Genomic DNA, 14,081 nt, shown 5'->3' on the forward strand with positions numbered 1-14,081 from the left:
GGCAGGCCCATGTGAGCCTGCCTTTTTTCAGGATCCGGGGTGTCTATTTCAGCTTGCTGTCGATAATGCTGATATTGCTCTGAGCCAGTTGAGCCCATCCGCTGTCCGGGTAAAAGGCCATGATATCTTCATAGACCTGTTTGGCTTCAGCATAGTTTTCCATTGCTTCGAGACAACGGCCCTGGCCCAGCAAAGCAACGGGGGCAAGGTGTGATTTTTCGTGGGACTTCCGGAAGGCAGCAAATGCTGCCGCCGCTTCGCTGTATTTCCGCTCCGCTTCCAGGCAGGAGATGGAATTGAATTCCGCCTGGACCGCCATTTCGTGTTTTGGATATTTTTTGACAAAGTCGCTGTAAAGTTTGGCGGCTTCTCCCGGACGGGCATCGTTGAATATGCTCTGCGCCAGACCCATCAAGGCCATCGGAGCGGAGGGGGTGTTTTCATACTGATCCAGAATCGCCTGATAATCTTCGGCCGTACGGGCACTCATGAGCGCGGAATCGGCCGCCGCTTCTTTTTGAATCCGGTTGTTGCGCATGAGACTGGAGGCCACGACCGCAATGCAGACTACGATAATGACGGCGGCCGCTGGTTTGAGGTATTTCAGGTAGAAGTTAAGAACCTCTTTGACTTCAGCCTTTTCAACCGCTTCGTGCCGTTGTTTCACAGCCTGCTCATGATTGGCCGGCTTTTTCTTTTTCGGAGCCGGTTTGGCCGGGACTTCCGTGACGACCGGAGGCACTTCGGCGACCACCTTCTGCTCGACGACCTGCTCCTCTTCAACCGGTTTTTCTTCCGTCGCCGTTTCTTTTGCGGCTACAGCAGATTCACTCTCCACCGGCTTCGCGGTGACTTCTTCGGGCTCCGGTTCATTGCGGGGCTGTTCAGCCGGTTTCTGGGTCGTTTCTTCCGGGACTGGATTTTCAGTGGATTCTGTCTCCGCTGCGTTTTCTTCCTCCGGCGTTTCTGTTTTACTGTTGATGCTGTTCAGCAGTGCTTCGTGACCGCTTAGAAAGTCCTTTTGTTCTTTTTTTTCTTCGCTCATCAAACGTACCCCGAGTGGTTCAAATCAAATTAAAGGTCAACACAGTTTCGGTATTCATCCTGCGAATATCAAGAATTGAATGTGTTGTAGAGGGCAATAACTTCTTCCGCGGTCTGTACCGGCGGGAACGGCCGGCCGCTGGTGTTTATTTTGTGTGTCACGGCTTCGTAGAGCGGTTTGCGGGATTCGAGTAACTCTACAATGGCTTTTTCTTTGTCGCCGGCGAGCAGGGGACGGGTGTCGTCGTTGCGCACACGGTCGAGGACGGATTCGGCATCAACCAGCAGACAGACCACGAGACCGGTTTTTTCAAAATCGGCAATGTTGTCCGGATTCAGGACAATGCCTCCACCGGTGGAGATGATATTGCCCTCGGTCTGAGCCAGTTCCTGAACCAGTTCCCGTTCCAGTTTTCGGAAGTGGGCTTCGCCTTCATCGGCAAAGATTTCATTGATGGATTTTCCTGCACGTTCCACGATAATGGAATCCATATCAAGCAGGGGCATACCGGTGCGTTCGGCAATCAGTTTGCCTACCCAGGTTTTTCCGCTGCCCATAAAGCCTACGAGCACAATGTTTTTCATGCCAATCTCCTTACAATGACCCCCGAGACAGAAAAAACGCTCCGTTCAGGAGCGTTTTTCAAACTGCATTAGCGTACTGCTTAAGCACCGGTTTCGCGAATTGCTGCGCGAATCTCCTTGGTGTTCATGTGCACCAGCTGTTCTTCTGTGTAGCCGGCGCCCTCCAAGCGGGATTTCTGCTGCTTGATGCGGTAGCGCTTCAGACGCGGTTTTTTGACCGGACGACGCAGCGGCTTCTTACGCATTGCTCTTCTAATTCTCATGGCAAACCTCAATTCATTTGTTGAAAAATCAAGGCGAGGAACCTACACACCCCCCTTCATCGACGCAACCCTTATCTGGTGAAAAAGTTCGGAAAATCGGTCCGTAATCAGGCCGGTTTTCTCGGGTAATCGATAAAAAGCAGTTCGCCGGTGCAAATTCCGGCCAGATTCCAGTCGTTCGAATCGAGCCTGATGGCCGCGACAGAGCAGGTCGGGAGGTTGCCGCCCGGTTCTGCGCTGAGTTTTTCAATGGCCCAGCTCATGGAGGGGTTGTGGCCGATAATGAGTGCTGAATCAGCGGTATTGTTCAGAGCCTGGATGATCTCGATCAGGATTTCGGTTGATGCTTCATAGAGCCGTTTCTGCATGAAAACGGAATCAGGATTTACCTGCAGTTCGCGGTTTAGACCATCCAGCGTTTCTGTGGCGCGGCGGGCAGGGCTGGAGATGATGATTTCGGGGAGAATTCCTTTCTCTTTAAGCCTCCGTCCCATTTCGGGGGCATCGTGCCGGCCGCGGTCGTTAAGCGGCCGGTCGAAATCGCTGTAGCTCGGGTTGACCCAGCTTGATTTGGCGTGACGGACAAGGTAGAGGGTTTTAGGCATTGGAATCTCCAAGGTCAAAAGCGTGGGGAAGCAGTTCGCCCAGCGTCACCGTTTGGAAGCCGTCGCCATCGGCGATATAGACTTTGAATCCGGGACTGCAGAATTCAGCGAGTACCTGACGGCAGGCTCCGCAAGGGAAGGGAGGCGGGGCAGCGGATGATGCAATGGCGATGGCGGTGAAGCTTTTGTGTCCGCCGGAAATGGCGGAAAAAACGGCGGAACGTTCGGCGCAGTTGGTCAGTCCGTAGGAGGCGTTTTCCACATTACATCCGGTGAAAACGGTTCCGTCTTCACACTGTAATGCCGCGCCGACGGCGTAACCGGAATAGGGCGCGTGTGCATGTTCCAGGGCCTGGAACGCACGAAGAATCAGTTTTTCAGGCGTCACGGGCGAGATCCTTGAGAAAATGGGTGATGGTGGATTTCATGCGGGGCATGGCGTCGTGGGCGGTGTTGTTGACATCTTCGTGGGTGAGGGGATGTTGTGCAATACCGGCGGCCCAGTTGCAGACGCAGGAGAGACCGGCAACCTGCAGGCCGATGGCGTTGGCTACGATGGCTTCGGGGACGGTGGACATGCCGACGAGGTCGGCGCCCATGGATTTGTACTGCCGGATTTCTGCAGGCGTTTCAAAGGTCGGGCCGGAGGTGGCGATGTAAACGCCTTCGGAAGCGGCTCCGGCTTTGATCAGTTTTTTGCGGAGGGGTTTGCGGTAGATTTCACTCTGGTCGGGGAAACGGGTTCCAAGCTCTGGAAGGTGCGGGCCGATGAGGGGATTGGAGCCGATCTGGTTGATGTGGTCGGAGAGGGCGACGAGGGATCCGGGCGCGAGGTCTTCGCGAATACCGCCGGATGCGTTGGTCAGCAGGACTGTGTCGGCTCCCATTGCCTTCAGGAGATAGACCGGCAGAATGACCGGAGTCCAGCCTTCGCCTTCATACCAGTGGCGGCGTCCCTGAAAAATGAAAACCTCCATGTCATCGATGATGGTGCAGCGCAGTTTTCCGACATGCCCCATTACACCGGTGTTTCCAAGGCCTGGAATGCGGTCGTAGGGAATTTCGATGCCGTCAAAATCCTCGACGGCTTTTCCCCAGCCGGAGCCGAGGATGATGCCGCATCTGACGTTGGACTTCGGCCACATCGCTTTCAGCTCTGCGGTCGCGGTTTTCAGCATGGCCGGATTGATCATGTTTTCCATGGCAAAAAAATAGATGCGAGTGGCTCCGGGTTCAACCTTTTGCTAACGTGAATATATGAAAAGTTTCATCGTTATTATGGTTTTCGGTATGCTGGGTTGCGGGGTTGCCGACGAAGAGCGCCTCTACTATTCAGCGGAGCAGAAGCAGTGGGGTATTGCCGCGTCGGCGGTACTCACGAAAAAAAATGAGCACGATCTGTTTTCGTTGCGCGGCGTTCCGGACTCTGTGTGGGAGCAGGAACGGAACAGGGAATTTCTGGAGGGAGACGGCTGGGACGTGAGCGGTCGCGAGGATCTGATCAAGACGATAGAGCGTGTGATGAAGACCGGGCATCGCAGCTCGTTTAAGCAGATTCATGACAGTTTGGAGGCCGGGCCGGCCGTTTACTGGATCAATAATTTTCTGCATCGTTTGAAATATGGTTATGCGTTCCGCCCCCATCGCGTGGCTTTTGTCGAACGGTATGCGGAGGAGCTGGCGGGACGGTCGCTGATCGGTTGGGATCTTGCGCGTGTCATTTCTCTGGTCCGGTGGGGGGTGGCGGCAGGATATCTGGAGGAAGAGGAGGCCTGGCAGTGGATCATGCCCGCAGCGCAGGAAATTCAGAGGATTTATGGGTCATGGGAGGAGCTGGGCGAGGCCTATGTGACGGGCCGGATGTTCTGGTCGTCCTATCATTTTCGTACCGGCGGGGAGGAGATTCGGCCGGTGGTTTACTGGCTGCTGAAAAATCCGAACAGTCCCTGGGTGAAAGTTGACTGGAACCTGGATCTGACCGGATCGACCGAAGCTTATGCCGGTGACGAAAAACTGCCGAAAGCTGAACCGTATTATGAAGGGGCCCGTTTCGGCCGGTACGGGGGATATACCAATACGGTCAGAGCTCTCCTTGAGCTGAAGGATTCGGGATCGGCTTATTCCCGGGCGATGTGCCATGAAAAGCTGGGTGATTATTATCAGTATGGTCGTCCCGGAATAGAGCCGAATTTACAAAAAGCACTGTCTTTCTATCAAACTGCCGCAGAGCTGGGTGAGGACGGTGCGATGCTGGATCTGGGGCTGGCCTATTACCGCGGAAAAGGACGGCCGAAAGATTTTAACCGGGCGTACGTCTGGTGGAGCCGGGCGGCGGAATCGGGGCATGTGACTGCACTGAGAAACCTGGGGATTCTGTATGCCGAGGGAAAAGGGGTGGAGCAGGACCTTGAAAAAGCAATGGAACTCTATGAGTTGGCCGGAAAATGGGGGGATTCCGGTGCGGAAAACCAATTGGCTTGGCTGATGTTCAAAAATGAGGAGGTATGGGATGCTGATCAGGCTGTGGCCTATGCGTATACCGCCATCCGAAAAGATGCGTGTCAGCCACATTATGACACCCTCGTCCGGGTGCTGATCAAGGCCGGGCGCTGGGATGAGGCATGGACGCAGTTGAATGCCTGGGAACGTTTGAATATGCGTCAGCGCAATAATTATGACCCGCTGAAGCTGCCTGAAAAATTTAAAAAGCTTCGTGAAAGAATCGAGTCCGGAAGGATCGGTGGTGCGTAGGGGCAGGGTGAGCGCCGGGAAGGCGGGGGTGTAATTTGAACTTTTCGGTGACTAATCGTTGTTGTTTCTGTGAATTAGGAATGAACGAGTTGCTATAAGCGTCTGATTGGGAGTGTTATGACGGAAACCGCTTTAATTGAAACCCTGCTGCGCCGGTTCTATGCGAACCAGGGCCGGTTGCGCGGATATATTTTTTCCGCGACGCGTGATTATCATGCCACAGAAGATATTCTGCAGGAAATTGCCATTGTTGTGGCTAAAAAGGCCGTAACCTATGATTCTGAACGTCCGGCCCTTCCGTGGTTTATGGGTATTGCGCGGAATCAGATTCACCGCTTTTATCGAACGAAAGGACGGGAAGCCGCCAATGTCAGTTTTGAACTTCTTGAAGACTTTATGCCGCTCTATGCCTCGTACGATAATGATGAGATTTCAGAACGTCAGCTGGCCTTGAAAAACTGTGTGGAGAAATTGCCGGAAAAGCAGAAGCGTATTATGCAGATGCGCTATGTCGAGGAGTTGGACTGTTCTCAGATTTCGAAAACGATCGGTCGTTCGATTCAGGGAATTTACGGGCTGCTTAAGCGGATGAAGCTGGGGCTGCGGAAATGCGTTGAATTTCAGCTTTCTCAACCGGAGATATAATGAGTCCGATCAAAAACAAACCCGATCTGATTTCGGAATATTATCTTCGTACGCTCAGTGCCGACGAACTGAAGACGCTGCAGGATCTGCTTGCCGAGGATGTCGGGGCTCGCGAAGAATTTGTGCGCGTGGGGCGGGATGAATGGCTGCTTCATCATATGCACCATGCGGAAGGGCAGCGGATTATTCATCTGCTATCCCGTCGGAGCCGTCGCCGGAGTATTCAGGTTATTGCCGCGGCTGCGGCACTGTTTGCAACGCTTGGTATGCTGATCTTTTCCCAGTCGGCCACTATTTCGGAAATGATCGCTTCCTCCAGACCGTCAGCTCCGGTGATCGCCAATGTTACGGATTATTTTGCGGTGGAAGGTGAGGCGATTTCTGTGGTGAACAACGGGCATGTTCGCAAACTGAATTCCACGTCAGCTATTCGTTCGGGGGACCGTGTGATTATTCCGCCGGGCTGCCAGCTTTCGTTCCAATATCTGGAAGAGCAGACGGATATCCGTCTCGGCGGGAATTCGCTGGTTCATGTGAAGGATGTTGAGGGGGCGAAGCGCATTCGGTTGGACCACGGGTATTTATCGGCAGAGGTTGCCCGACAGCCGGAAGGGCGGCCAATGCGCGTGGTTACGCGCGATGCCGAGGTGGTCGTGCTGGGCACCTCCTTCGAAGTTGTGGCGGAAGAGCGTACGCGTTTGTCGGTGATCAGGGGCAAGGTGCAGTTTACTTCGCTCGACCGTTCCGAAAGTCGCATCGTCAGCGCCGGATATTTTTCGGATACCTCTGAAAAGCTGGAGCCGGCGCTGCCGTTTATGAAACTGCGGATCAAGCCGGAGTTGGTGCAGACGCTGAATTTCAGCCGTAAAAAATTTATGGTGGTTGATCCCGAGCGCAATGCAGAGGGGTTCATGGTCTTTGATATCGGCGCGGTGAAAGGACGTATTCTGGAGGCCAGGCTCAGATTGCGTGTGACCGCGTGGCAGAAGGAATACGGAGGACGCGGAGATCTGAGGCTGTATCGGGTGGATCCCGATCAGCAGGGGGAGGGAAGGCGTATTTCCATTGCCCATTTCAGCGGCGGTGCCGGCAAAGGAAAAGACCTGGAGCTGGATCTGGATGTCTCGCTGCTTTCCGCCGGCAGGAATGCGTTTGTGCTGACGATGGATAAGGGGGGGAACGACTTCTGGTTCAGTGCGGATGAAAGTGAGCAGGCCCCGGTTCTTGAACTTAAAATCGCCGATCAACGGTGAGGAGTACCGCTGCCTTCTGATTTTGCGCGGGTTCGGACACGAAAAAACGCCTTTGCAGTGGATGCAGAAGGCGTTTTTTATTTCCAGTGTTTGGAAAAACTAGGCCGATTTCTTTTCGGTTTCGATCAGTTTGAGTCCTTCAAGCGGATGGAGTCCGTGTTCAACCATATCACGGGTGATGATACAATGGGTGACATCGTCGCGCATCGGCACCTCGTACATTACGTCGAGCATAAGATGTTCGATGATGGCTCGCAGTCCGCGGGCTCCGGTTTTACGCTTAATGGCCATGCGGGCGAGGGATCGCAGGGCGTCTTCCTCAAATTCGAGCTCAACATCATCCATGGCGAGCAGTTTTTTGTACTGCTTAATCATGGCGTTTTTCGGCTCGGTGAGGATATGCATGAGATCGTCTTCGGTCAGTTCCTGCAGGCGGGTAACTACGGGAAGTCGGCCGATAAATTCAGGAATCAATCCAAAACCTAACAGGTCTTCGGATTCAACGTTCATGGTGACAAAGTTCGGCGAGAGTTCTTCTTCCGATTTGCTGCTCGGGCCGAAGCCGATGGTTTTCTTGTCGACGCGTCTTTTGATGATCTCTTCGATGCCGACGAATGCCCCGCCGCAAATAAAGAGAATGTTGGAGGTGTCGATTTCAAGATATTCCTGCTGTGGATGCTTGCGTCCGCCTTTCGGCGGAACCCGGGCTACCGTGCCTTCAATGATTTTCAGCAGAGCCTGCTGTACGCCTTCGCCCGAAACATCGCGCGTCAGAGATACGTTATCCGTGCGGCGGCCGATCTTGTCGATTTCGTCGATATAGATGATGCCTTTTTGCGCGCGGGCGACATCGAAATCCGCCGCCTGAAGCAATTGCAGAAGAATGTTTTCAACATCTTCCCCCACATAACCGGCTTCAGTAACGGTGGTCGCATCGGTGATGGCATATGGCACATTCAGCGAACGCGCCAGCGTTTTGGCGAGCAGGGTTTTTCCACTGCCGGTGGGGCCGATGAGCAGAACGTTCGATTTGTCAATTTCAACGCCGTCCTCGTCAAGTTCTGCAAACATGCGTTTGTAGTGGTTGTGTACGGCGACGGAAAGGACCTTTTTGGCCAGATCCTGACCGATGACATAAGCATCAAGCTTTTCTTTGATTTCGTGCGGAGCCAGAACCCCTATTTCCTGAGATGAGTTGGGCTCTTCATCATGTTCGCCGGACTGATGCCCCAGCAGGGCATCGCAGAGTCCGACGCACTCATCGCAGATAAATACACCCGGCCCGGCAATGAGGCGTTTAACCTCTTTTTCATTTTTTCCGCAAAACGAGCATTCGGGAGTGTTGTGTTTATCTGCCATGGGAGATTCCTTACCTTATTTTGCTTTTGTGACAACTTCGTCGATCAAACCGTATTCTTTGGCCTGTTCGGCGGACATAAAGTTGTCGCGGTCCGTATCTTTTTCGAGATCTTTGAGGCTTCGGCCGGAGTGGCTCGAGAGAATCCCGTTGAGGATCTGCTTTATACGCATGATTTCCTGCGCCTGGATATTGATGTCCGTGGCCTGACCCTGCGCACCGCCGAGCGGCTGGTGAATCATGATGCGGGCATTGGGGAGGGCGAAGCGTTTTCCCGGAGCACCTGCCGCGAGAAGCACTGCACCCATAGACGCCGCCTGACCGACACAGTAGGTTGTGATATCGCACTTGAGGAACTGCATCGTATCATAAATAGCCAGTCCGGCTGTCACTACACCGCCGGGGGAATTGATGTAGACGCTGATATCTTTTTCCGGATCTTCACTCTGGAGGAAAAGAAGCTGGGCAATGATCAGATTTGCGACATTGTCGTCGATTCCGGTTCCCAGAAAGATGATGCGTTCCTTGAGCAGGCGGGAATAGATGTCAAAAGCACGTTCCCCGCGGCCGGTTTGTTCGATCACAGTAGGAACCAGATAGTTCGCCATTTCGTTCATTAAAAACACTCCGTTATGTTGGTTTTGCAAGGATGGCCGAATTATCTGACTAAATGGGCGTCCCATCAACCCTATAATCCAGCCTCCCGAATCGGCGAAAAGGTCGGGGTTATTTGACCTTCGCGTTGTCGACCATGTAGTCGAGCGCTTTGTTGAAGCGGATCTGTTCTCCTACACTGTCGATCGATCCGTTTTCCATCATTTCTTTGCGCAGGGCCTGAGCATCTTTGCGCTGCTGGATCGCCATCGATGCGATTTCTTCGTCGATCTCCATTTCAGAAGCTTCGAATCCTTCTTCTTTAGCAATTCCAAGGCCAATGTAGCGAAGTTTTACGTTCTCCAGTGCCTGATCAGCAGCTTCTTTCTGCAGGTTTTCCAGATCGGCCATGATGGCGTCCTGGGTTTCGCCCATCATCATACGACGGTTGGCGATGTCGTTGATTACGTTCCGGGTCTGTTGCTGCACTACGCTTTCAGGAACTTCAAGTTTGGTCTTTTTGATCAGGTACTCAACGATCTGTTCGTGTTTTTTTCCGAGCGCCGCGTTGGCCGCCTGGGCTTCGAGTTGTTCGCGGATGCTGGCACGCAGGGTTTCTTCGGATTCCACCTGGAGTTTGGAGAGAATATCTTCGTTCAGTTCCGGTACCGTGCGGACGCGCACAGCAGTAACTTCAATATTGTAGAGGGCTTTGACACCGGCCAGTTCTTTTACCATGAAGTCTTCCGGGAAGGTGACTTCCACCTCTTTTTTGTCGCCGATGTTCAGGCCGACCAATGCTTCACCCATACCGGGGATGAAGGCATGCTCGTCGGCGGACACCCAGTAGCCTTCGCCGGAGCCGATGCCTTTGGCTTCCGGAATGGCATCCTGCAGAGGCTGACCTTCGGTGGTGGCTTCATAGGTCAGCTGGCCCATATCACCGGCTTCGATGGCTTTGCCTTCCACTTCTTCATAGTTGGCGTGCTGGTTCAGAATCATGTCGATCTGGGCCTGTACCTGCTCGTCGGTGACCTCTACCTTTTCTTCCTTTATTGGAATGGCGGTATATTTCGGGAGCGTGAATTCCGGCTCAATATCAACCGTGACGTCGAACGAAACGGGAGCGTCGTCTGCGATTTCCGGTTCTGTGGCATCAACCACGTTCACCACTTTGAGTTCCGTTTCAGCTAATGCCTCGTGGTAGAATTTAGGCAGCACGCGTTCCTGCAGGTCTTTGTTGATGTCGGAAGCATATTTTTTGGCAATCACGTGTTTCGGTGCTTTACCTTTTCGGAAGCCGGGAATGTTCGCAAATTTGATATAAGCCTTGAGAGTTTCGGCTTTCTCCTCGGCAATTTTGTCGGCCGGGATCTCAATGGTCATGATTTTGCGACAAGCGCTGTCGTCTTTAACTGAAACGTTCATAAATTCTTCTTCTCCTGTAAAATGGAACCGGAAACCGCAGGTTTCCAGTTCCGGTTATCGGTTAGGGGTCATCGGAAATCAGGTCAACTGATCTGCTGGCAAGGCTTGTTCCGATAACCCATAACGGAATCCTATATAACAGCCTTTGTTCCGACAGCATCGGACAAGCGGCTTACTGATTTTTTGGTCAAAGAAAGCGCACAATACGCATAGCGGCTTGTCAGGTCAAGCCCGTCGACAAGGCGATTTGCATCAAATGCCAACAGTTTTCAGGGTTTGGAAAACTGGGGATTCAGGAACGGAGAGGAAGGGAAGATCTGATGTTGAAGGACGCGCGGCTATGGAATGAACAGAGGTTCTGCTAAATCTTCCTGAGGGATGCTGACCTTAATTTGGTAATACTTTTTCAGCGTTGGGATATGTGCGGGGTCGATGAGTGAATCGGGCCCGCCTGAGCCGCTCTGATCGGATGTTACAGGGATCCACAGTGGTTCCATGAGATTGGTGGTGGATAGTAGCGTGTATAACCGGTTGGTGGACGAAGTAAAAAAGATCGTGTTGTTTGAGAGGGCAGTGATGTGAAACCAATCATTCGGATTGTCAGGATCTGTGTCGGCAATCACTTCGTTGGCATCGCCGACCCCGTCACTGTCAGTATCGTTGTTGCCTGAGAAATTCCATCGCAATACGGCATCGCCAGACTCACCGAAATATCCATCGACCGCGATCCAGTAGTTGGAACCGTTTTCTACCGGAATAAGAACATAACTCTGGTCATGTTGATACTGATCGCTGGCTTTAAGTTCTGATAGTGAGTTTAAATTGCTTCCTGAATAAACGGCAAGGAGAGTATCGAAATCGGATAGAAAGGTGTCTATTTCAAGAGCCCCGCTTGCGGCAGCCATGTATTGCCACCAGACTGAATTGAACGCACCGACAGCAGCATGGTCCGGTTCGTCGTTTTCTGCCGTTGCTGTTAGCGTGTTGACAGTTGATGTGCCGGCGTTTTGTGTGATGAGTGTCGCATTGGTGAAGTCATCATTGATCGGAGGGCTCAGCGTATCTCCAATCCGGAGTTTCCAGGTTAAAACGGCATTGCCTGTGGCGTTATCAAAGCCGTCGATCGCTATCCAATACGTAATATCCTGTTCAGCTTCAGCAACAAGATAACTTTGCCCACTGTCGTTAGCCTGATCGTTTGAAGCAATTTCTCCCAGAGCACTAACCACTGTTCCGGTGTAAACCGCCAGCAAAGTGTCGAAATCAGAATCGAAGGTATTCAGTTCAAGTACGCCGTTTTTGGACGGGGTGTATGCCCACCAGATGGAGTGAAAAGGCCCGTTTTGGGCATGCGCGGATTCACCAAGTTCGGCTGAGGCCTCGGACGTTTCTATTGCGGTGGATACACCATTAGTGTAATTAATGATGACGGTCGCATTGGTGAAGTCGTCATTAACAGGGGGCGCGCCGAAGGCGGCTGAGGACAGGAGGATGATGGTGCATGAAGTCAGCATGTTTCGCATGGTAGTCTCCTTTTTAGCAGCGGATTTGTAAATATGCGCCTTTATAAATGTTGTAAAGTATGTGTTTATAATAATCAATCTGATAATAGGCCTGTATTGTTTATGCTAAATCAGCATGAAGCTGGAGTTATAGCAGTTTAAGTGCCAGTCGATGGGTGAATCTGCGCGAGAGTGGAGACAGTTTTTGAAATCATAAATAGGGGATGGAGCGCCGGAGAGGTATAGGTTGCGCTCGTCAGGAGATCACAATGGAACCATCGCATGAAGTATTAAAAAAATCGGTCAGCGATTTAGGGGTTAAGTCTGTCGCTTCGGACCTCGGTCTCTCTACGTCATTGATTTATAAATGGTGCCAGCCAACCGGTGCTGAAGATGCCAGTGGTGCTGAAAATCCGTTGGATCGGCTGGCCCGCATCTATGAGCTGACCGGAGATCGGGGGCCGGTGAAATGGCTCTGCCAGCATGCTGATGGTTATTTTGTCGAAAACGTGCCACCCGCCGAAATTAATAAAATTCCGTTGCTCCACATGACCCGCCGTATCGTTCGCGAATTTTCCGATTTGCTCGACGTGCTTACGGAAAGTATCGAAAATGATGGGAAAATTGATCCTGAAGAATCGCAAAAAATCCGACGGGAATGGGAAGAGTTAAAATCTTCTGCGGAAAGTTTTGTGAGCTCCTGTGAAAAGGGCCTTTATCGCTAATCTGAAAAATTTTCTCTGGCGCTCATAATTTTGGGTGCGAGATCTACGTGCAGCGGAAAAGTTCAGTTAGATGTCCTATAAGGAAAAATATGCTTTCGCATGCTAAATATTTCACACATTGCAATGTGTGAAATATACTGAAGTGTTGTTGAATTATTCTAATGCGGCAAAACCTTTGTCGAGCAGTTTGCGGATTTCAATATCTCGTGTATTGCGGTTTTCGCAACCGAGAATCACCGCGACAATCCGGTTGTTGCCTCGTTTGGCTGTGGCGGCGAGTGAAAAGCCGCCTTTGGAGTGATAGCCTGTTTTCAGGCCGTCGCATCCCTGGTAGGGCTTTTTGCCGACCAGGGCGTTTCGGTTTGCGAGCATAAACTTTTCTTTGCGCAAACTGTTGGTGGGCAGCCAGGAGAGTTTGGTGCTGGTGTAATGCAGGGTTCGCGGATGGCGGAGGCAGGCGAGTGACAGGATGGCGATGTCGTAGGCATTGCTGATATCCGGCTGTTTCCCGCCGGAGGGCGGGAGGCCGTGCGGTGAATGATATTTGGTGGAATTCATGCCCAGCTCTCGTGCTTTCTGATTCATCATATCCACAAAACCTTCAATGGAGCCGCCGACATGTACGGCGAGTGCGGCGGCGGCATCGTTGGCGGAGTGAATCATAAGGCATTCGAGCATCTGGTCGACCGTAAACGCGCCGGATTCCCGGACATCGAGGTAGACGCCCGAGCCGCCGATGCCGGCAATTTCCTGGGTGATTTTTACGCGGTCGTTCAGGCTGATGACACCGGCATCGATCTGTTCCAGGGTCAGAAGCATTGTCATCATTTTGGTGACGCTGGCGGGGTAGGAATACACGGCGGAGCGGTTTTCATATAAAATCTTTCCGGTGCGGGCATTTATGACGATGGCGCTCTGGTAGGGATCGTTTTTGAGTTCTGCAAAAACCTGTTTAGTTCGTTTGTCCGGGCGGTCGGAGCGGAGGTAGCCGGCGGCGTTTACAGTTGTTGCAATGGTTTCGAGCGGTGTTTCAGGTTTCATTTCCACCACTTCAACCGGCATGATTACGGGTTCCGGCATCGGGGCAATGGCGGGCGCTTCAGGAATGGCCACTTCGGGAACCTTAAATTCCGGAAGCTCAATGGGTTCTGCTGCTGCGATTGGTTGTGGTGTGGATTTGGTCCGGTCTGGTTGGGAATTTGTATTTTTTGTGCCGATGACGAACATAAAGACGAGAACGTGAATGGCAATAAGGGCGAGGGCAATGAATGTGACGTTGCTTTTCTTCATATAGAACGGTATTCCTTTTAGTAAATCCATAATATCACA

At 52.2% G+C, this 14,081-nt stretch carries 15 protein-coding genes; 4 read left to right on the forward strand and 11 right to left on the reverse strand.

The features are described from left to right. Nucleotides 1-43 precede the first annotated feature (43 nt). The 6 genes from P9H32_RS14565 to P9H32_RS14590 form a co-directional block, all read right to left on the reverse strand. Complete coding sequence (locus P9H32_RS14565; RefSeq protein WP_322609641.1) at nucleotides 44-1,045, reverse strand: tetratricopeptide repeat protein; 1,002 nt, start codon at nucleotides 1,043-1,045, stop codon at nucleotides 44-46. 68 nt (nucleotides 1,046-1,113) lie between these two features. Beyond that, the gene (locus tag P9H32_RS14570) at nucleotides 1,114-1,629 is read right to left on the reverse strand and encodes a shikimate kinase (protein ID WP_322609642.1); all 516 of its coding nucleotides are present in this window, start codon (nucleotides 1,627-1,629) and stop codon (nucleotides 1,114-1,116) included. 80 nt (nucleotides 1,630-1,709) lie between these two features. After that, complete coding sequence (locus tag P9H32_RS14575) at nucleotides 1,710-1,892, reverse strand: hypothetical protein (RefSeq protein WP_322609643.1); 183 nt, start codon at nucleotides 1,890-1,892, stop codon at nucleotides 1,710-1,712. Nucleotides 1,893-1,999: 107 nt separating this feature from the next. Further along, a complete protein-coding gene (locus P9H32_RS14580) occupies nucleotides 2,000-2,497 on the reverse strand; it encodes a SixA phosphatase family protein (protein ID WP_322609644.1) in 498 nt (165 codons plus the stop codon). Next, complete coding sequence (locus P9H32_RS14585; RefSeq protein WP_322609645.1) at nucleotides 2,490-2,885, reverse strand: cytidine deaminase; 396 nt, start codon at nucleotides 2,883-2,885, stop codon at nucleotides 2,490-2,492. Before P9H32_RS14585 ends, P9H32_RS14580 begins: the two co-directional genes overlap by 8 nt. After that, a complete protein-coding gene (locus P9H32_RS14590) occupies nucleotides 2,875-3,699 on the reverse strand; it encodes a purine-nucleoside phosphorylase (RefSeq protein ID WP_322609646.1) in 825 nt (274 codons plus the stop codon). Before P9H32_RS14590 ends, P9H32_RS14585 begins: the two co-directional genes overlap by 11 nt. A 55-nt stretch (nucleotides 3,700-3,754) precedes the next feature. On the opposite strand from P9H32_RS14590, the gene P9H32_RS14595 reads away from it, so the two are divergent. From P9H32_RS14595 to P9H32_RS14605, 3 genes are all read left to right on the forward strand, one after another. After that, on the forward strand, nucleotides 3,755-5,248 hold the full coding sequence (locus P9H32_RS14595; protein WP_322609647.1) for a DUF1266 domain-containing protein: 1,494 nt from the start codon (nucleotides 3,755-3,757) through the stop codon (nucleotides 5,246-5,248). 117 nt (nucleotides 5,249-5,365) lie between these two features. After that, nucleotides 5,366-5,893 (forward strand): sigma-70 family RNA polymerase sigma factor, encoded by a 528-nt coding sequence (locus P9H32_RS14600; RefSeq protein WP_322609648.1) that lies wholly within the window; start codon nucleotides 5,366-5,368, stop codon nucleotides 5,891-5,893. Next, the gene (locus P9H32_RS14605) at nucleotides 5,893-7,146 is read left to right on the forward strand and encodes a FecR family protein (protein WP_322609649.1); all 1,254 of its coding nucleotides are present in this window, start codon (nucleotides 5,893-5,895) and stop codon (nucleotides 7,144-7,146) included. The genes P9H32_RS14600 and P9H32_RS14605 overlap by 1 nt, the downstream gene beginning before the upstream one ends. 99 nt (nucleotides 7,147-7,245) lie before the next feature. Here the strand turns inward: P9H32_RS14605 and clpX are convergent, their stop codons facing one another. The 4 genes from clpX to P9H32_RS14625 all read right to left on the reverse strand — a co-directional run bounded on the left by clpX (nucleotide 7,246) and on the right by P9H32_RS14625 (nucleotide 12,048). After that, entirely contained in the window at nucleotides 7,246-8,505 is a 1,260-nt protein-coding gene (clpX, locus tag P9H32_RS14610; RefSeq protein WP_322609650.1) for an ATP-dependent Clp protease ATP-binding subunit ClpX, read from the reverse strand. Nucleotides 8,506-8,520: 15 nt separating this feature from the next. Beyond that, nucleotides 8,521-9,120 (reverse strand): ATP-dependent Clp endopeptidase proteolytic subunit ClpP, encoded by a 600-nt coding sequence (gene clpP, locus P9H32_RS14615; RefSeq protein ID WP_322609651.1) that lies wholly within the window; start codon nucleotides 9,118-9,120, stop codon nucleotides 8,521-8,523. A gap of 109 nt (nucleotides 9,121-9,229) precedes the next feature. Next, nucleotides 9,230-10,525: a trigger factor gene (gene tig / locus P9H32_RS14620; RefSeq protein WP_322609652.1), complete on the reverse strand. Its 1,296-nt coding sequence runs from the start codon at nucleotides 10,523-10,525 to the stop codon at nucleotides 9,230-9,232. A 338-nt stretch (nucleotides 10,526-10,863) separates the two neighbouring features. Then, nucleotides 10,864-12,048, reverse strand: coding sequence for a hypothetical protein (locus P9H32_RS14625; RefSeq protein WP_322609653.1), 1,185 nt, complete (start codon nucleotides 12,046-12,048; stop codon nucleotides 10,864-10,866). Between the two features lie 248 nt (nucleotides 12,049-12,296). On the opposite strand from P9H32_RS14625, the gene P9H32_RS14630 reads away from it, so the two are divergent. Beyond that, entirely contained in the window at nucleotides 12,297-12,752 is a 456-nt protein-coding gene (locus P9H32_RS14630; RefSeq protein WP_322609654.1) for a phage regulatory CII family protein, read from the forward strand. Nucleotides 12,753-12,905: 153 nt separating this feature from the next. Here P9H32_RS14630 and P9H32_RS14635 read toward each other — a convergent pair whose 3' ends face one another. Further along, nucleotides 12,906-14,042 (reverse strand): D-alanyl-D-alanine carboxypeptidase family protein, encoded by a 1,137-nt coding sequence (locus P9H32_RS14635; protein ID WP_322609655.1) that lies wholly within the window; start codon nucleotides 14,040-14,042, stop codon nucleotides 12,906-12,908. Nucleotides 14,043-14,081 lie beyond the last annotated feature (39 nt).

It is taken from the genome of Pontiella agarivorans (genome assembly GCF_034531395.1).
Taxonomy (GTDB): Bacteria; Verrucomicrobiota; Kiritimatiellia; order Kiritimatiellales; family Pontiellaceae; genus Pontiella; species Pontiella agarivorans.